The following is a 20,597-nucleotide window of genomic DNA, read 5'->3' as shown; positions in this document are numbered from 1 at the left end:
CTCCCCTATCCATTAGACTCTTGACTTTTTTCATAGAAATAAATCAGAATTTTAACCATGAATTCCGGCCAAAATAGTCTATACATTTCCAAATCTTCTTTTGTCCTGACATTATCTCTAATTGTGTTTGATGTTTCAGAATCCTGATGAATACGGTGGCACATCAGTTTATCAGAAACATAACCAAAACTTCCGCGATAATGCGAACTAATATCGTACCACGCATACCAATCTAAATTTGTTCTCATTTTAGTTTCGAACTGAAAACCATTTAGTTTATCCATATCATAGGTCACGGCTGGGCAACAAATAGCATTGCCAAAAGCTAGAATTCTATTTCTCCAAAACATCCAATTTGGAAACAAGGACAGCACATTCAACATTAAAGTTTTAATCTTTAAATTTGTATTCGCTTCTATTTCTCGACCATCACGATACTCAACATAGTCAGAATACACAATTGTATGCTTTAAATCCCGACGGAACTCAGACAAAATTTTCTCAGCATAATTTTCTTTATACAAGTCGTCTTGATGTGCAATCGTAACAAAGCGAGTATTGGCAAATGATAGAGCATTATTCCAATCAATACCAATCCCACCACCTTGCTTCACATGATAAGGAATTGAATATTCCTGACACAAGTGTTCAATGTGCTCACTAGGTGTCGAGGTATAAAGAATAATAGTTGATTTTACTGTTTGATTTCTCAATGAAAGAATACATTCTTCTAAATATGGACTATCACCATAAGCACAAATCACAAAAGTGTGATTATTTTCCATAAATTTCTCTCCATACTACAATATAAATTTAAGTTTCAATAAAACTCAGTATCCACGTTCTACTTTATGTTTATTTCCATTTTCACTATCTTCCTATTAACAATATGATAAACCAGCAAACTTGACATGAAATAAACCAACATTGTCAAAGTAAAACTAATAGATGCACCTAAAATAGCAAACTTACTAATAAGCACTTTAGTTATTGCACTAGAAAATATGAACGCCAGTATAGTCGAGAATAGTAGATAATATTGCTTGCGATGAATTGTTAGTACATTATCAATCATCACCGAATAAACATTAAATCCAGCACCAACAAGTAAAATAATAAATGATAATAGATATGGTGACAAGTTTACTCCAAAAATAAAACTTAGTATTGGAATTCCTAGTAAATAGCCTCCAACTAAAACTAATAGATGTAAACCTATTAACGCACCAAAAATCTTTTTAACCTGTCTGTTATATGCACTAATTTGACCGTTATGCAAAAAGATTGATATTTCTGTTAACATTGGTCTTAAAAGCATTAGTAAAAGATTAAGGACAAATGTTGGCATAAATAATATATTGAAATCTCGTTGCAAACCTTCTCCAAGTTGTCCTACAGTTATAAAACTATCAATAATAATTTTTGGTAAATTAAAAATGTAATTGATGATAAAACTACTAATAAATAGAGACAAACATAATTTTAGGATATTCAAACTGCCTTGCCAACTAGAGTTAATTTTGAAGCTACTTCTGGAGAAGTTTAATTGATAATACCTAATATCTAAGAAATAGGACAATATTAAGTTGGTAAGAAAAAGTGAAATTGTAGCTACTAAAAGATTACCAGTAACTAACAAAACTAGAATAAACACAACAATAGTAGACAAGCTACGGTAGAATAAAACTTTCCCTGCTAGATCCGAACGCTGTTTTTGTTGAAATTCTCCTTGATAAACATCTGAAATGGCATCACACGCTCGATAAAGAACCATGAAAACGATTATCCAATATTTTTCATTAGTAAAGCCTGTCGCATTCAAATAAAGCATTAAACTAACTAACATTAGTAATATGCTCATTACTCTAGAAATAAAGTACGCACTAAATGAATAGCTCTCATTAACATCTGTTGCTTGAAAGTTTCTAACTCCAAATAAGCCTATCACTAAAAATTGTTGTCCCAGCGTAAAAGCAATACTAAAAGAATCTGCAATACTCGGAGATGTTAATCTTGATACGATTAAAAGTAGAACTATAGAAACAGCTGTCGAACTAATTGTCCCAAGCATATTCCAAAAATATTGATACTTAATATCTACTATTGGTTTAGTTTCTCCTCTCAAGTTATCTCCTTCTCGCCTTGTTAAATTTGAGTATAGAACCCAACACTTACTGTAAAGATTACTAAAAATGACAAAAGATATTGAATAGCAACCGTCAATTTACGATCCACTTCCTCACTTGGTTGGATAATCGGTATAAAAGAGTTCAACCAATTTCCCAAAAACAATGGGATTAGACAGATCATAAAATAATAGTATCTTCCTTGCACTCCACCGACAGAAATATTGCCAGGATTATATACACGAGGATCTCCTGTAATTGCATATACCATCAAAAAGGTAATCCCTAACATAAGCAACACTGTATATGTTCCCCATATCTTAGGTACTGTAATGCGTGTACAAAGAATAAGTACAAATAGTAACGATAACACAATTAGTGTTATAGCTGTAATTAGTAGCCCCGAATCATGACTAATATATTGAAGAGGACGTCGAATAAAGTTCTCTAAAATTGCCTCTGGTGCGCTAAGCATAGTTCTAATAATTGGTAACGGATGCTTCAAAAAGTAACCTAATCCAGGACTCTCTCCCGTCACAGAACCAGAAAAATTAAATATGTTTAAGATCCCTGAATAAATTACAGCAAATAGAATGACTGGAAAGAACGATACTACTCCTTGTATCCTTGCTTTCTTAGAGGCAAAGTATTCTTTTGGTAAGAAGGTTAATAAGGTTCCTAACAGAACAAAAGGAAACTTAGAAAAAACGAATAAAAGCACTAAACTTTGAAATTTGACAACAAACTTGGAGGTAATTTTTTCTTCTCGAGCCAAAACATTCGTAAGCAAAGCAACCAAAATAAGTGAAGCACCATAATATAAATAATCATAGTGGTAGCCAGAAACCACATAAAGAGCAGATGGTAGTGTCCCCATTAAATAAAGCATTTTTTGATATACTTTACTAATCTTAATAGAAAGGAACACTAATAGCGCATAGGTTAATACATGGACTATTCTCCCTATGTAGTACGAGATATAAACCTTATTTGAAACCAAACGACCAATATTCCAGCCTATTGCCCCTGGTAAAAAAGAAGGATTATCAAAAGATTTCGGAACACCTGCAATTTTGCTCGGTTGATGTTCTACATTATACCAGTAATCATCTCCCCTAAAGTTTGCTTGATTACGAATACCGTCATGTAAAAAGACAGAATCATAATCAGAAATTGTTTCATCACTGTATTCAAATAGAAAACTGTCAGAAATCCCAATTGTATTTTCTAAATGGGATTCTTCATCCAAAGCATATTGAACTGGTCGAATCAAAGCAATAACTATTCCAAAAGACAAAATGAGAAGAAAAGCATTTCGAGCTATTTTTTCAGGATTTTTGAAATCTACTAATAAAAAATAGAGAACAATAGCAATTACAATGTACCAAAAATTCAAATTGATTTTCCACTCAAATAGAATTGGCAAAGTAAGTTGTGCGAAAAAGACTAAGAAAATTCCAATGAAGATATTACGTAATTTCTCCATCACTATTTTTTGTATTTGCATACCACTTCTACCCTTTCTTCTTTTCTAAAGAATATTGCGAAATATCCTGGTTTAAATCAACACGATTCGCTAGACGAATACCTCGCCATTTTTCAATATGAAAGAGTGGATTAACCAAAAGCCAATATATTCTTCTTTTCCAATTATAATCTTTATCAGAAATAATTTTTACACTATCTTTCAAACTTGCTTTGAATACATTTGTAACAACCGAGAAAATAGAAACCTTATTTGTTAAGCCACTATTCAAACGAACATTATATGTTTCATCGAATATACGTTGTCTATACTCCGATAGTCGCACATCGTTCGAATGCTCAACAATTGCATTTGCATTATAAACCTTGATATAGCCTGCGTCTAATATATCCTTCCCGTATTCATAATCTTCTGAATAAGCTACAGGGCGATAACCAATTTTTTCAGTTAGAAATCGACGTGGTGCAGCAGAACACACATCACTATAAAAAGATTCTTTCGTATATTTTCCTCTTCGGCTCTCGTCTAATCTCTGCCAGAAAGTCAATGAATCAGATACGCCCTGTTCATTAAATACCTCTAGAATATCGTACTTCATGGCAGGAAAACAGTAATGACGTGGTTTTTGATTTCCTAATACGGCCACGATATCCGAGTGCATCGCAAAGGGTCTTACCATTTCCGCTAACCACTGCTCATTATGAGGAACTGCGTCTTGAGTAAGATAGACCATTATTTCACCTTGACTAATCTCAGCAGCCATTTGGCGAGTTTTCCCATGCGAAAATTCTTCCTTTGATAAATGAAGAAGACGGAGATTACCGTATTTTTCAGAAAAATGATTGATAATTGCAACCGAATTATCAGAAGAACCTGAATCTGTTATTAGAACATCCCACTTAAAATCTGTGACTTGACGGTATAAAGCAGATAATGTTTCTTCTAAATGGTCCCGTTCTCCGTTATAAACTGGAATAAATACCGTCGCTTTCAATTTATCAGCCATTCAAAACCTCTCGACGAATAATCATTTCAACTTTTTTATAACTCTCTTCCCAAGATAGACCCGTATATTTATCGCTCATTTCTTTAGCATGTTCATTGACATCGGAACGCTCAACAGCCTGGCAAAGTTTTTCCGCTAGGGCCACAGGATAGGCTTCTGTATAGAGAATATCATCAATTTCACCAAGTACCATACGATTATTATCCCCATCATTCATGACTGGTACACAACCAGCCACCAAAAGTTCCAATGGTAATAATGAAACATTTGTTAAAGAGAGAACAAGACAAGCTACACTTTCGTGATAAACCTCTGCTAATTGCGCCTTATTTAAAATACCGCGGTCAAGGAATTCAAAAGGAATATCATAATTAGACATATCTTGACCAAAGAATTCGATTTCGTATTCCGGATGACGTTCTTTAAAAATCTTTAAAGCCATTACTCCGATTTCAAATCCCCTACGCTCCGTATGGGCACGAGCATAAAAGGCAATTTTCTTCTTTTTAACGATAGGGGATTTTGGCTTATAAATATCAATATCCGCACCAAAATCAAAGTAGTCAGATTGCATCCCATATTGTCCAACTTTATTTACAAGCCATTTTCCAGCGGTAATACCATAAAAACCAAATTTATAGGTTGCTTCAGCCAACATATATCGCGACCCTACACCAAAGAAAACTGGTTCAAAATCTTGAACAAAGTAAAACTTATGAAGGCGTTCCCCTTGAAGATTGAAGACTGCATAAGCAGTTTCCCAACTTGTTGCAAACACAAGGTCTTGATTTTTAAAATCCTCTAACTCTTCAACATCAACATCAATACCATAAGAACGCGAAAAAATATCTTGTGCTTCTTTGGCTGATTGAGGAATTGTATTGTTATGATAGATATAAAATGTTATATGATGTCCTTGACTTTGTAAATATTTTACAAAACGTGAAATAGTCGTATGCCCACCTCCGCCTGGTCCAACTGGAGGAGATACCCAAGCAATATTTAGAAATTCTTTATCTAATTTTTCTGGTTTTATATATGGATAATTGATATAGTCTGCAGTAGCTAGATCGACAAATTGTGGCATTTGAGGCAGAGTATTCATATCAATTTTTGAAGGTACGCTTACTCCAACTTGGATGTTCTGTCCAGTTGAGGTCAACTGTTGATAAACTTTTCGACTAACAGCGCGCAAGCCTTCATTCTTATATGTCCTAAAGACTTTTCCGAAAATGTTCATATTTTCACCTATCTTTTTATATTTTTTTTCAATACACTCTTCATTTCTCTAAGAGGCTTAGTTAATTTCCATGAAAGTGAGTTTTCTATTTTTTTAATTTCATTTGTAAGATAGTCAATTTCAGTGGCTTTGCTAACAATCACATTATTCAAAGATTTAATATCCTGATGCAACTCCTGTTTCGTAGTATTCAAAATTGAAATTTCTTCTGCCTGCTCAGCTACTATCCGTTCAAAATCTGCTATTCTTTCCTCATCCCAAGCAACATCACCTTCTAATAAAGCTTTCTTAAAGGTGGAGGACCAAGTAAATGCGAAAATACGAATAGCCGAAATACTTAGTGGAAACTCACTCAATGGTAATGTTCGAAAAGTTGCATTATTTGAATAACCTGTAAACCCCTGAATCCGTTCTATCATTTCCTCACGAATAGTTTGAAATTCTGTAGGATTTGGAAAAGGGTTATCAAGTGGATACTTCTCAGGATGTTCAATATATTCTTTATCAGTCAAACTATGTGGCAAAGTATCTAAACCACCATAACGTGCAGGTTCATATTTTTCTGAATCCTTGATTAGAAGAACAGGTGTTTCAAATGCTAATGATGGCATAAAGCAATGCAACCTTGTCGTTACAACTGCATGGGCTGATTGGTAAAGAGCTAGTATGTACTCCGCCACTTTAAAACGTTCCTCATTTTCTAGAAATGGGTAATGGTATACCGATAATTCGATGACTTCACGTTTAGTTGATTCTCGCATTTTTTTAACGACATCTTTAGGAACATCTACAGCTAAAATGAAGTCTTGTTTCTTAATGTCCGGATCACGTTGCAAAGTTAAAGTGACACATCCGGAAAAATAGGTTTCTAATCCCTGTTGCTTGAAAAACTCTAGCGTTTGTTCATCACGCGCCCCAACAGGACCATTTTTTTTAAGAAAATCTAAACTTTCAGTCGTTTCAAATGCCTCTCTAACCGCATCATCCTTCACACTAACATGTATAGAAGTCAGAAGAGGTTTAAAAAGGTCACTATTCTTAGGTGGCCATCCCTTCGGATCTCTATTATACCAACCATTCATAATTAACTTTGTTGGTTGATTTGGTTCCCACTCCGCCAACTTATCCCTATCAACATACTCATCAATGCGTGGTAGGAAACGTCTAGCGGCGATGCTTTGAACTTCATCACCAATATTCTCTGTTGAATAATTTAATAGTGCGAACTTATATTCCATACTATCTCCTAAATTTCACTCCAAGTGCCTTGAGCATTAAATTGACCACTGCGAGCAACATTTGCTTCTACAATATTTATCTTAGGCGGATTTCCTTCCATTGTGATATCTTCATATCCAAGAAGTTCACGTGTATCACTCCAAAATGAAACATTTACAGAATATTCACCCTTGATAAATTGTGATGCTGGAATTCTGCACTCAGCTAGATATTCACCTTCTTCTTTATTCAGAAGAGCCATATCTGCTATACTTCCTATTCCTGCAACCAGATTATCACCATAATCTCTAAAAGAAGTTCCTATAGTAAAGGTTAAAGGCTTATTTACTTTATATTTCACCTCGACCAAAATATCATCCGTAAGATAAAAAGTATCGGTTGCTTTGCTCGAATTTTTGGTTCGAATTGATAAAACATCAATACTATTCTTCCGCTTTTCACCTTTTTCTACAGTTTCTCCTTCAACTTTCTTACTATCAGTTCGGTGCTCTACATTACGTAAGGTATATTTTCCAGCTACCATATTGGGATCGCCAATGATAGAAATTTCTCCCGAATCAATCATCATGGCCTTTGTACAAAAACGTTGCACAGATGCCATATCATGAGTGACCAAAATAACTGTTTTCTTTTGTTTTTTTAGACTGGCAAAATACTCAAAACATTTTCTCTGAAAAGCTTCATCCCCTACAGCCAAGACTTCATCAAGTACCAAGATGTCACCTTCTGCCTTTATAGCAATTGAAAAAGCCAAACGTACCTGCATACCGCTCGAATAATTCTTTAATTTCTGATCCATGAATTCTTCAAGTTCAGCAAACTCTACGATGTCATCATACATGGTGTCAATTTCAGACCGAGTAAAACCAAGAAGGGCTCCGTTCAAATAAATATTCTCTCTCCCTGTTAGCTCCGGATTGAAACCAACTCCTAGTTCTATAAAGGGAACAAGTGTACCATTTACGCTTACTTTTCCTTTTTCAGGAACATAGATTTGTGAAATAATCTTCAACAGTGTAGATTTCCCTGAACCATTTCTACCAACAATTCCAAAAAAATCCCCTTTTTCTACTTCAAAAGATATATCTTTCAGCACCTGCTGCTCTTTATAGCCTTTGATTCCTCTAAAATAGTTTACCAATGTTGTTCTCAAACTTTGAGTTGATTCGGTTGGTAGTTTAAAAGTCTTGCTTACTGACTCAACTTTCAATGCAATTTCTTTGTTTGACATTATAGAATCTCCGCAAATTTCTTAGAATTCTTTTTAAAGATTGTAAATCCAATAATAAATACTACAATAGATATGAGATATGGAACAGCTACCATCCATTTATTGTCATAAATATCCCATGAAATTGTTGCCCCATCAAAGACAATATGATGTCGAAGATCTTGTACAACTTGAGCAATAGGATTCATCATCATAATTTTGGCTACCCCAGTATGCCCTCTTTGTATGATATAGGTGATGGAGTAAATAATTGGTGTCGAGTACATCCCTGCTTGCAAGACTAGTTCCCAAATCGGTCCCATATCACGATATTTTACAAAAAAGCTAGACAAAATGAATGCCAGTCCAGTTGCAAAAGTAATTAACTCTACAAATGCTGGCAATAACATCAACACACCAAAATCAAGCTGTACACCATTGATAATGGCGAAAAGCATAACTACTGCAATATTTATTCCATAGTTGATTGCCGCACCAATAATTGATGAAATAACGATAATTTCTTTAGGAAAGCTAATTTTACGCAATAAGTCACCGCGCGCTGCAATGGAAAGCATCCCCATATTTGTAGCTTCTGTAAAAAAGTTCCAAGTCACCATTCCAAGTAATAAACTGACAGCATAATGGGGGGTTCCATCATCAAATTTTAGAAACTGCACAAAAACCAAATACATTATTGTAAACATCATAAATGGTTTTAAAATTGACCACAGGTGTCCAATGATAGACCCTTGGTAACGTAATTTAAAATCAGTTTTAACCATCTCTCTTAAGAGAATTTGGTTTTCTTTATTAAATAAATTCATAACTATTCCTTATATGCAAATTTTGTCACAATCAGTGTTGTGAATACTAATGTATGGAAGGCTTTGTTTTTTTTCAATCCATATTTTCTCAAAATCCTGAATCGTTCAAGCATTGGTTTGTCCATAATGGTTACAAATGCTTCAATTAACTCTCTATTTGACTGAGATAGAGGCATTTGTAGTAAATGACGGGCTTGTTTTTGACTATTTTTAATCAAGTCCCAATAAACCGCAAATAAAATATGAGGACGAATCCATTTTTTAAAGCGTTTTGAGAGAGTACGAGCCCCTAAAACATTATCAGAATGCTGGCGGTACAGTTCCGCTGGTTGATCAATAAACACCAAATTCCCAAAGGCTGAAGCAAGTAAGGCTAAGTACCAATCGTGCATGAGTATATCATCCGTCTCTTGCCACATTTCAGCGAGAGCATGATTGATCATGGCGACCCCACCTGTAACCGTGTTTTCGGTCAACTCTTGCACCAATTCTGTATTGGCATGGTGAGATTGAGATTTAACCATGCTTTCAGTCATAATCTCTAAATCTTGATTAACCACTTTTAAATCCATATAAACCATTAAGGGAAGGTCAGCTAGATAGTTTTGAGCTTCCTTTAGACTAAGTTCCAATTTATTTGGCAACCAAACATCATCCTGATCACTAAAAAAATAATAGTCAGCCCTATCATGGTTCACGAGTTTGTGAAAACTTTTTATAACTCCAAGATTGTCACTCTTATCACTATCAATAAGATGAATTCGACTATCTTGATGCTCAAAATCCTTAAGGATTTCTTTTGTATTGTCACTGGAACCATCATCACGGATGAAGAGAGTCCAGTCTGTGTATGACTGTTCTTGAATAGAACGAATTTGCTCAGCCAAGAACTGTTGACCATTATAGGTCGACATCAAAATATTGACTTTCATAGTAAAAATAATTCCTCGTACTCACGTGCGATTTTTTCCCATGTATAGGCTTCTTGCATGTGTTCTTTTGCAGTTTTTCCAAGCTCGATGAATTCTGCTTGTCCATCTATTTGATCAATCAAATGAGCCAAATTTCCTCCATCTTTGCTCCAATAATGAGCACCTTTCAGGGCAACTTTTTTATTAAAATCAACACCTAAAACCAAATTTTCATTGGTTTGTGCCAAGGCCTCGAGTAGACCAGGATTTGTTCCACCAACTTCATGTCCATGGATATAGGCACGACACTCCTGTCGAAGATACTTTAGTAGTTCTTGATCGTACACTGTTCCAACAAATTTGATACGTGGATCAGATGCAAAATCCGTCTCCTCTTTGAGCTTTTGGAAATAAGCAGAGCCTTCATGATTGGCTACAATGACCAAGTCACGTTTTGTCTTGCTGGCCATAAATTCCTTGATAGCTGTTACATAATTATTTTCTGGGACAAAGCGACCAACTATCAGGTAATATTCTTTCTCTTTTATTTTCCATTTTTCAAAATAGTGACGAACCTTCTCTGATTCGTTCGTCAGAGTTGTCGGTATTAAATCTGTACCATATGCTATAAAAGTTGTATTTGTAGCTGAGTATTCAGACTGAAGGTAATCTTCGATACCTTCATTGTCAGCGACAATCAAATCCGCATTACGAACCATCATTTTCTCAGAAAATTTTAGATAACGTTGAACTGGTTTAGCCCATTTTGCACGTTTCCACTCCAAACCATCTGGATTGACAAACAAGGTACCTCCAACAGAGTGAATCATTTTTGCAAAAGGCACTATGAAGCCACCTATGGTATTTCCCAAGATATAGAAAATTGGTCGCTCTATCTGCTGTTCCTTTATGATTTTAAGGGCATAAGTAATCGCCATCATATCATAAGCAATCACACGAGCAGGTCCAAGTTTTGGTGGATTAATGGTAAAGCAATCTGCACCCAGGTAGGTGGAATGCTGATGATGACTTGTATCAGACAAGCACGCTACATGGTACTGAATCTCCTCAGATTCCTGATGGCTCACCAATTGTTGGACAAAGGTCTCAAAGCCACCATATTTTGCAGGCAGTCCACGACTACCGATAATAAAAACGTGTTTCATGAATCCTCTCCATCAAATAGCAGTTCTTTTCATTATACCATTTTTTGAAATAATTTCCTAATTCTATCAGTAGTTTTGGTTTCAGTATCATTTAGGCTTCACACACATGCTTATTTTTTCCATATTCAACTTTTAAATTTAAAAAACAAATTTTGAGTAAATTAGAAAAATTTGTTATAATGTGTACTGGCTTTCACATAAAAATATAAAACTTAGAATTGTTAGTAAATATGAAATTAATCAAGCTTTTTTTTCATTGGATTATTGTTATACTCCTAGGCTGCTCGTTTATTAAATATATTGATTTGATTAAAAACGAGCTAGGAGTTGCGAATAACAATGGAAATGTTCGTATAATTGCAGAAGAAACTCAACAATATATCGATGGAATACAAATTAACGGAAAATACAATCTGGGTGAATTTGTTGTTAGGAATGATTGGTATACTGTATCTCAAAATGTTGTAAATACTTTTTATATTTCAGAAATTGAAGATAATGTGATGGAGTTCAATCTGCCAACACCTATTCAATCCATATCCTTTGAGTATAGAGTTAGTGATGAACCTAAAATAATCCATATATACATTGACGATAAACTTATAAAAACACTTGATACTTCTATTGGAAAAGACTCGAAAAATCTATTTTTTCTTGAGACGGCTCACTCAACTAAACTAAGCTCAGAAAATCATTTTTGGTACATTCATATTATAATTTTATTTATGGGCCTAATATTTTATACTCTGGGAAATGCCACTTGGAGGATTAGATTCAGAGACATAATTCTTATTTTATGTCTTATCGGAATTCAAAATTTTTTAACTTCAAAATTTTTTCCATTATTGTATCGAGATGAGTTAGCACTTTTTAATTCAAGTTTTAACAAAGCAGAGATAAACCTATTATTGACCACTTTTACGCTAATATTGTATGCGAGTTTTATCGGATATCGCCAATTGAATAATAAGCTATTTGTAGCATGTAAAAATCTATTCATTCTTTTTAATTTTGCATCTATTCCAATATTCTCCCTGTTTATTATAGAAAATAGTTATTCACAATTTTCTACATTATCAATTGAAAATATTCGTTATAATTTACTTATTATTAGTATACTATTCTTTATAGTTTTTCTTATGACTAATTTCAGGTTTGCAAGTATTTTTATACTTTCTATTTCTGCAATAATTGGAATAAGTAATCAAATTTTGATTACTAGCAGAGGAACACCACTTCTGTTCTATAATATTTTCCAAATTAAAGATGCTTTAAATGTTGCTTCTAGTATCACAATAACTCTCAATAATCGGATGTTACAAAGCATATTTTTTACATTATTTTTAAATACTTACTTTTCAATTCTTCCAAAATTAACACTTCCCAATTTTTTTCCCAAGGCAATAAATAAAACAATATTTGATTTTAAATGGTTTAAACGATTTATCCGCATAACAATCGGATATTTAGCGATAACACTTGTATTACCTACATCAATTCAATCTTTAGTTCACAATGCTGAAATTACTTTAGACTACTGGAAAATGCAAGTTACCTACGGTCAATATGGACTCCCACTCTCGCTTGTATCGTTCTACGAAGATAGCAAAATATCAAAACCAGAGGGATACTCGACATCAAACCTTGAGCAACTACTTGAGACATACTCCTCAGATACATATACAAGCACAACCAAACCAAATATTATTTTTATACAAAATGAATCTCAGAGTGATTTTTCAACTTTACAAAACTTAAGTATCTCACCGGATCCATTATTAAATCAACATGCTTTATTAGATAATGCTGTACATGGAACGCTTAACGTCTCGGTTTACGGTGGTGGTACAGCAAATACAGAATATGAAGTTTTAACAAGTAATGCAATAAGTTTATTATCATCAAATCTATTTCCTTACCAGCAGATAATCACGCAAGAACGCCCAAGTTTTGCTTCTTATTTAAAAGATAAAAATTATGACACTGTGGCACTTCATCCACAAACTGGAATAAATTATAATCGAAAGATTGTTTATCCTTTATTAGGTTTTGATCAAAGTTATTTTTCTGACTCTAATCCTGCTATTAATACTTTAGCAGATTTTACATCCGATAGAAGTTGGCCATCTGATCAATTTCTATTCAACGGAATAAAAGAACTCTATGAGCAAAAAGGAGATACTCCGTTATTTAGCTTTGTAGTTACCATGCAAGGTCATGGTGGGTATCTAAATTCAGAAGAAACCTATCCTCGCGAAGTTAGCATTAATGGTTCAACATCCGAATACTTAGCTGAAACAGAATTCCTGACAAGTCTAAAGAAAACAGATGAAGCTTTTGCAGATTTAATTACTTATTTCAGTTCTTATAAAGAACCAACAGTCATCGTTATGTACGGTGATCACCAACCAAGTTTAAGTCAAGAATTTTATTCACAGTTTGTGGATGAAAGTAATCCCGCCTCCAAATATTCTACTCCATTTGTGATTTGGGCGAATTTTGATATCAATGAACGGGAAGCTATAACGATAAGCCCAAACTATCTCGTTCCATATTTAATGAATATACTTTCCGAATCCGAGTATGCACTTCCTCGATCACCTTATCAGCAGTTTGTGAGTGATATGCAACTCGAGCTACCTATCATTACTAGCTGGGGTAATTTAGATGGTAGTGGCCAACAAATTGAGGACTTATCAAACCTATCGCTCTACCAAACATATTTACAGCTCGAATACAACAGTGCCGTTGATAAAAGACCTTTAGAGGACTTATTTGAATGATAAAACCTATTCTTTATAAACTGTAATGGGTTGATGAAAATCTGACACCTAGAGAGGACGAACTTCGTCCTCTCTTTCTTTATCTCTTTCTTGTTTTTAGGAGATAAGCTGAAAAGGGCTCTCCCCAGCCCTTTTCACTGTTCAATGCAATCAAAATCCGTTTTTTAAAGTTTTCAAAGTTCCTGAAACCAAAGACATTTCTCTTAATGACTTTGATGAGATTATTGGTAGCTTCCAGTTTGGCGTTGGAATAAGGCAATTCCATGGCGTTTACAACCTTGTCTTTATCCTTTAGAAATGTCTTCAATACCATCTGGAAAATAGGATTAACGATGGCTATTTCCTGTTCGATGAGGTCAAAGAAATGGTCTGAGTTCTTCTCTTGAAAATGAAATAAGAGAAGCTTATAGAGTTCATAGTGTTGTCGTAGTTCCTCGGAGAAAGACAGGATTTTTTCGAGTGTTTCCTTGTTAGTCAAGTGCATTCGAAACATAGGTCGATAAAATCGTTTATCGCTGAGTTTACGGCTATCTTGTTGTATCAATTTCCAGTAACGTTTCAAGGCTCGGTATTCCTGCGATTTTCTGTTGAACTGATTCATAATTTGAATACGGACACGGTTCATAGCACGACTAAGGTGTTGCACGATATGAAAGCGGTCGAGTACAATTTTTGCATTGGGGAGTGAAACAGTCTGGGAATAGACTGTTTCAGCCTGAGCTCAGAAATAGAAGAGCGAAGGGGTTAGCAAGTTGATAATAGGGACTAAACATATCCATGGTAATCACTTTGACCCGATTTCTAACCTTTCTAGGATAGCGTAGAAAGTGGTTTCGGATAGTTGCTTGAGTTCTTCCGTCGAGAATGGTTATGACATTTAGGGAATTGAAATCTTGTGCAATAAAGCTCATCTTCCCCTTTTTGAAGGCATACTCGTCCCAGCTCATCACCTCAGGTAAGGTATTCCAATCCGTTTCAAACTTGAACTCATTGAGCTTTCTCATAACTGATGATGTTGAGATTGATAGCCTGTGTGCAATATGTTTCATTGCTTGATTTTCGATGAGTAATTGTGCGATTTTCTGGTTAACAGCGACAGAGATTTGGTGGTTCTTCTTGACAAGAGGAGTTTCAGCGACCGCCATTTTTCCGCAATCTTTACACTTGAAACGACGCTTTCGAAGACGGATAAGTAAAGGGTAGCCAGCAGTTTCTAGGTAGGGGATTTTAGAAGTTTTCTGGTAGTCGTACTTAGCCATTTGCCCCTTGCATTTTGGGCATTTAGGGGCTGTGTAGTCCAAGTGACCGTGGAGTTCTAAGTGAGTCCCCATATCATATTCATCAGTGATAGTGATATTTTTGTCTTTAATTCTGAGAAAATTTGTGATGAGATTTAGTTGTTCCATATGAACCCTTTCTAATGTGAGTTTCGTCGCTTTTCGTTATAGGTCATATGGGACTTTTTTTCTACACTAAAAAAAGGCTCCATAATCTCTACAGTGGATTTACCCACTACAGAAATTATAGAGCCGGATTTACCCACTACAGAAATTACGGAGCCAAATTATGTCGCTTTTTTATGCACACTAATTTAAATCATATTGATCCAATCCATATCGCTGAATTAATGACTTTAATTTTTCAGCATATGCTGGATCTGTTGCATAACCTGATGCTAACAAGCTAGTTAATGCTGTTTCATAATTTGTTGCTTGCAAGAAACTTGCGTAGTTCTTTATTCTCCAAGCCGTTGAAGTAAAGAAACTACCATAATCAGAAATACTTTCTAAAAGAGACTTGTAAGCTCGGAATTGTTTTTCAACAGTTATTGTTTTTCCATTCACGACTTCTTTTGTTTGAACAGTATATGTATTCCCCTTCCAACTAGAATCTGCCTTGATGCCGAATATATTATAAGCATTTTTTGCCAGCTGAGAGGTACCCCAACCGCTTTCTAGAATGGATTGGGCTAACATTACACTCGTTACTATACCTTTTTTTTGAGAAACTTGCTGAATTGCAGGCAATATATTCTTGAAAAATGATTGTTCACTAGTTGTCAACTGACTTTGTTCAGTAGACTTTTTCTGTGTAGAAGTTCCTGATGTGGGTTTACTTCCAACAGCACCATACCAGTTATCAATACCCTGTGCTAGAGCTTTAGCCAATTTCGTTTGATAAGAATCCTGATTTATCTTCTGCAAATCAGATGGATTGTCCATAAATCCAAGTTCGACAAGAATAGCTGGAATTGCAGTTTCGCGCAATACAGCAAAAGTATCACGTCGTACACCTCTATTGACTGCACCAGTTCCGCTTATGAGACTTGTTTGAACTTGATTAGCTAAGATTTCACTTTCAGCTAATCTAGTTGGATCGTTATGCATCGCGGCATTAATTTTGGGTTGATATTCTGGATCATATTGATACCAATAAGTTTCAATACCAGTGGCATTCGAAGAAGCTAAACCTGTCGCATTAAAGTGAATACTGATAAATAAGTCTGCATTACTTTGGTTGGCCATTTTTGAGCGCTCTGTTTTGAAATCAACATTATAATCAGCTGTTCTGGTCATTAGAACCTGATATCCCAACTGAATTAAATTTGCTTTCAATTTATTTGCAACAGATAAGGCCAAATTCTTTTCATAAACTCCACCATAAGAGGCTCCGGAATCTACCCCCCCATGACCTGGGTCAATATAAACTGTATAGGAACGTGTTGATGGAACATCTACTGTCGTAGAGCCGATTAAATCTCTAGTATTTGCATATCGATAATACACTTCTATGTGGTACGTACCTGTATCGTTTCTATGTAGTCCTTTGGCTACCTCTACATGGTATGTTCCATCACTTTTACGATTTGCGCTATAAGATTTCAAATCATCTTGATTATTCTTTTCTGACCAAACTGCTACCTCTACATCTTTGATAGGCTCCGCACCAACAATATTAGAAACAGATACAGAAAATGTTCCCTTTGTTGCATCAACTAATTCAGCTGAAATTGTCCCCTTAGCTGATGATTGTGGTAGATTAGTGGTCGTTTGAGCAACATAGGTCATACTGCCATCGGTGCCACGATAATACAAGTGAATATTGTACTTACCTGTGCCATACTTATGCTTGCTATTAGGAACCGTTACTTTGTAACTTCCATCTGATTGACGATCTGCAGTATGGTAAATGATGTCATCTTGTCCATCGCTTTCCGTCCAAGTAGGAATCAAGACTTTGCTCAAACCTCGAGGAGCTGATACATTAGTAACATGGACATCAAAGCTACCTGATTGGGCATTGACATTCGAAACCGAAACATTACCACTTGTCTTTAATTCTGGTAAGGTAGTGGTCGTTTGAGCAACATAGGTCATACTGCCATCAGTGCCACGATAATACAAGTGAATATTGTACTTACCTGTGCCATACTTATGCTTGCTATTAGGAACCGTTACTTTGTAACTTCCATCTGATTGACGATCTGCAGTATGGTAAATGATGTCATCTTGTCCATCGCTTTCCGTCCAAGTAGGAACCAAGACTTTGCTCAAACCTCGAGGAGCTGATACATTAGTAACATGGACATCAAAGCTACCTGATTGGGCATTGACATTCGAAACCGAAACATTACCACTTGTCTTTAATTCTGGTAAGGTAGTGGTCGTTTGAGCAACATAGGTCATACTGCCATCGGTGCCACGATAATACAAGTGAATATTGTACTTACCTGTGCCATACTTATGCTTGCTATTAGGAACCGTTACTTTGTAACTTCCATCTGATTGACGATCTGCAGTATGGTAAATGATGTCATCTTGTCCATCGCTTTCCGTCCAAGTAGGAACCAAGACTTTGCTCAAACCTCGAGGAGCTGATACATTAGTAACATGGACATCAAAGCTACCTGATTGGGCATTGACATTCGAAACCGAAACATTACCACTTGTCTTTGATTCTGGTAAGGTAGTGGTCGTTTGAGCAACATAGGTCATACTGCCATCGGTGCCACGATAATACAAGTGAATATTGTACTTACCTGTGCCATACTTATGCTTGCTATTAGGAACCGTTACTTTGTAACTTCCATCTGATTGACGATCTGCAGTATGGTAAATGATGTCATCTTGTCCATCGCTTTCCGTCCAAGTAGGAACCAAGACTTTGCTCAAACCTCGAGGAGCTGATACATTAGTAACATGGACATCAAAGCTACCTGATTGGGCATTGACATTCGAAACCGAAACATTACCACTTGTCTTTAATTCTGGTAAGGTAGTGGTCGTTTGAGCAACATAGGTCATACTGCCATCGGTGCCACGATAATACAAGTGAATATTGTACTTACCTGTGCCATACTTATGCTTGCTATTAGGAACCGTTACTTTGTAACTTCCATCTGATTGACGATCTGCAGTATGGTAAATGATGTCATCTTGTCCATTGCTTTCCGTCCAAGTAGGAACCAAGACTTTGCTTAAACCTCGAGGAGCTGATACATTAGTAACATGGACATCAAAGCTACCTGATTGGGCATTGACATTCGAAACCGAAACATTACCTGAAAGACTAGTTGTCCTTGGCATCGAACGTAAACTGGTTCCAACCTGTGTCGATGAAGTTGATGAACTTGTTTCAGTTACACTGGAAATTACAGATTTAGTACTTGCTCTAGTGGACGGATTTGGAATACTAGCTTTAGTAGAAGACGCCGTAAAACTGGACGTGCTAGTGTCAGTGGATAGTTCAGAAACACCGGATGTCCCAGTGCCGTCGGATAGGTCAGAAAGATTGAATGTGCTAGCATGATTAGAACTATCAGCTTCCTCTGAATTACTCCTTACCTCTTCCTCCACCTGTAAATCAATGGAAGATGACGAACTTACTACTGTAGAGCTAGTCGAGTTAAGCTGTTCTGAACCTGATTCGGTTTCCTCTGTTACATTCTCCAAAGTAGTCGAGTAACTATTTTCTTGCTCGACCGATAGCTGTCCGCTAGTATTGGCTACAACTCCCACAATAGCATTCTGAGGCGTTACATTTTCAGCATCTGCATGAACAACATATCCCTTTAAAGCGACAGCGCATACGGATAAGAAAAATAATGTCCTTTTTTTCACTTTCTCCTCCTCAAATCTCATATTCAAATCTATATTCAAAACACAACCAAACGATAACTGGATCATTAGGAAAACCATAAAAATACTAAATCTGTAAAATAAATTATAGCACAATCTGGAGCATTTAAACAATATTGCAATTTTTCATTTTTGTGACAATTTATCCCAACTATAAAAAAGAAGACGACTTTTTGAAAAATCGTCTCGTTGGGAGTGGGAAAGAACTCGACTAAAATAAAAAGAGTTCGTCAACAATTTTTCGTTTCGAGTTGTTGAGCTGAAACAGTCTATCCCCAGACTTCAATTTATGTGAGCTGACTGCCGTCAGCTTATATCTCCCACTTTAAAAGGTCTCCCAGACCTTTTAAACTCCCACCCCCGCACAGCTCCAACAGTCAGAGTAGTGACTGTTGGAGGTTAGAAATGAAGCGAACTCGTTCCCATCAGCCGTAGTGGTTAGATTTGGAGTGTAAAACACGAACCTCAGAGATTTGTTTCACAAATCCTATCTCCAACCTTTAACAGTCCACTGGACTGTTAAAGCCAATCAACCACTGCGCTGAGATGTTGACACGAACTCTGAGAAGCGACCCTGGGCTTTATGCCCAGCCTCTATCCTATTTCTTCCCTTGCTTATAAAACTCTTCCAAGGCTTCTTGCCATGTCGGGATGACAAATCCTGTTGCCTTTGCCTTATCCAAGCTCATGGTTGAGTTGAAAGGACGCTTAGCCTTGGCTGGGAACTGGCTAGAGTCCACTGGCAATACCTTGGTGTTGGTATCCTTGAGGATCTCTGTTGCAAAGTCAAACCAAGTTGTGTCATCAGTCGCATCGTTTGACAAATGGTAGTAGCCAAATGCTTGCTTTGTATCCACCAAATAAACCATAAATTCGGCAAGAGTACGTGTCCAGGTTGGACGGCCATGTTGGTCATTGACTACTGTTAATGTGTCTCGAGTTTGAGCAAGATTTTGCATGGTAAAGACAAAGTTTTTGCCATAGTTACCAAAGACCCAAGCCGTACGCACTGTGTAGAACTTGTCTGCAAATTTCTCAACCGCTTCCTCACCCAAACGCTTGGTACGACCGTATTCAGATTGCGGATCTGGTTGGTCATCTACTTGCCATTCTTGACCGACTGGCAACTCACCGTTGAAGACATAGTCTGTTGAGATATAGACAAGGGTTGCACCGTATTTAGCTGCTGCCTTGGCAACATTTTCAGAGCCTGTTACATTAATTTTGTAGTTAAGCTCCTTGCCTTCATCTTCAGCCATATCAACAGCTGTGTAGGCTGCACAGTGGTAAACAACACTTGGCTTTACTTCCGCAAAAAATGCATCAACCTTTTCCGCATCCGTGATGTCCATTTCTGCTACGTCGGCAGCCACATACTCAACACCACGTTCATCTAATAAGTAACGCAATTCTGTACCCAACTGACCATTCGCACCTGTAATTAATATCATGTCTACTCCTTATT

At 36.2% G+C, this 20,597-nt stretch carries 12 protein-coding genes and 2 pseudogenes; 1 reads left to right on the top strand and 13 read right to left on the bottom strand.

What is annotated here, in order from left to right:
- Window positions 1-5: 5 nt before the first annotated feature.
- The 10 genes from D2A30_04830 to D2A30_04785 are packed head-to-tail and all read right to left on the bottom strand — an operon-like array spanning window position 6 to window position 11,211.
- Window positions 6-785 carry a glycosyltransferase family 2 protein gene (locus D2A30_04830; GenBank protein ID ULL20962.1) on the bottom strand — a complete coding sequence of 260 codons (780 nt, stop codon included), beginning with the start codon at window positions 783-785 and terminating at the stop codon, window positions 6-8.
- A 59-nt stretch (window positions 786-844) separates the two neighbouring features.
- Window positions 845-2,125 carry a lipopolysaccharide biosynthesis protein gene (locus D2A30_04825; protein ID ULL20961.1) on the bottom strand — a complete coding sequence of 427 codons (1,281 nt, stop codon included), beginning with the start codon at window positions 2,123-2,125 and terminating at the stop codon, window positions 845-847.
- A gap of 20 nt (window positions 2,126-2,145) precedes the next feature.
- Complete coding sequence (locus D2A30_04820; protein ULL20960.1) at window positions 2,146-3,633, bottom strand: DUF2142 domain-containing protein; 1,488 nt, start codon at window positions 3,631-3,633, stop codon at window positions 2,146-2,148.
- 7 nt (window positions 3,634-3,640) lie between these two features.
- Entirely contained in the window at window positions 3,641-4,618 is a 978-nt protein-coding gene (locus D2A30_04815; protein ULL20959.1) for a glycosyltransferase family 2 protein, read from the bottom strand.
- Window positions 4,611-5,852, bottom strand: a complete 1,242-nt coding sequence (locus D2A30_04810; protein ULL21988.1) for a glycosyltransferase family 1 protein — start codon at window positions 5,850-5,852, stop codon at window positions 4,611-4,613. The genes D2A30_04815 and D2A30_04810 overlap by 8 nt, the downstream gene beginning before the upstream one ends.
- A gap of 14 nt (window positions 5,853-5,866) precedes the next feature.
- Complete coding sequence (locus tag D2A30_04805) at window positions 5,867-7,096, bottom strand: hypothetical protein (GenBank protein ULL20958.1); 1,230 nt, start codon at window positions 7,094-7,096, stop codon at window positions 5,867-5,869.
- Between the two features lie 8 nt (window positions 7,097-7,104).
- Window positions 7,105-8,328, bottom strand: coding sequence for an ATP-binding cassette domain-containing protein (locus D2A30_04800; protein ULL20957.1), 1,224 nt, complete (start codon window positions 8,326-8,328; stop codon window positions 7,105-7,107).
- Window positions 8,328-9,134 carry an ABC transporter permease gene (locus D2A30_04795; GenBank protein ID ULL20956.1) on the bottom strand — a complete coding sequence of 269 codons (807 nt, stop codon included), beginning with the start codon at window positions 9,132-9,134 and terminating at the stop codon, window positions 8,328-8,330. Before D2A30_04795 ends, D2A30_04800 begins: the two co-directional genes overlap by 1 nt.
- A gap of 2 nt (window positions 9,135-9,136) precedes the next feature.
- On the bottom strand, window positions 9,137-10,066 hold the full coding sequence (locus D2A30_04790; GenBank protein ULL20955.1) for a glycosyltransferase family 2 protein: 930 nt from the start codon (window positions 10,064-10,066) through the stop codon (window positions 9,137-9,139).
- Window positions 10,063-11,211: a glycosyltransferase family 1 protein gene (locus D2A30_04785; protein ULL20954.1), complete on the bottom strand. Its 1,149-nt coding sequence runs from the start codon at window positions 11,209-11,211 to the stop codon at window positions 10,063-10,065. The genes D2A30_04790 and D2A30_04785 overlap by 4 nt, the downstream gene beginning before the upstream one ends.
- 230 nt (window positions 11,212-11,441) lie before the next feature.
- On the opposite strand from D2A30_04785, the gene D2A30_04780 reads away from it, so the two are divergent.
- The gene (locus tag D2A30_04780) at window positions 11,442-13,994 is read left to right on the top strand and encodes an LTA synthase family protein (protein ID ULL20953.1); all 2,553 of its coding nucleotides are present in this window, start codon (window positions 11,442-11,444) and stop codon (window positions 13,992-13,994) included.
- A gap of 79 nt (window positions 13,995-14,073) precedes the next feature.
- Here the strand turns inward: D2A30_04780 and D2A30_04775 are convergent.
- From D2A30_04775 to rfbD, 3 genes and pseudogenes are all read right to left on the bottom strand, one after another.
- Window positions 14,074-15,400 (bottom strand): annotated as a pseudogene (locus tag D2A30_04775) (transposase).
- A 705-nt stretch (window positions 15,401-16,105) separates the two neighbouring features.
- Window positions 16,106-19,180 (bottom strand): annotated as a pseudogene (locus D2A30_04770) (N-acetylmuramoyl-L-alanine amidase).
- Between the two features lie 551 nt (window positions 19,181-19,731).
- Window positions 19,732-20,583 carry a dTDP-4-dehydrorhamnose reductase gene (gene rfbD / locus D2A30_04765; GenBank protein ID ULL20952.1) on the bottom strand — a complete coding sequence of 284 codons (852 nt, stop codon included), beginning with the start codon at window positions 20,581-20,583 and terminating at the stop codon, window positions 19,732-19,734.
- Between the last annotated feature and the right edge of the window lie 14 nt (window positions 20,584-20,597).

It is taken from the genome of Streptococcus suis, from assembly GCA_022354845.1.
Lineage (GTDB): Bacteria > Bacillota > Bacilli > Lactobacillales > Streptococcaceae > Streptococcus > Streptococcus suis_AA.
Note: the sequence above shows the minus strand (reverse complement) of the source record. Positions and strands in the feature narration are given on the sequence as shown.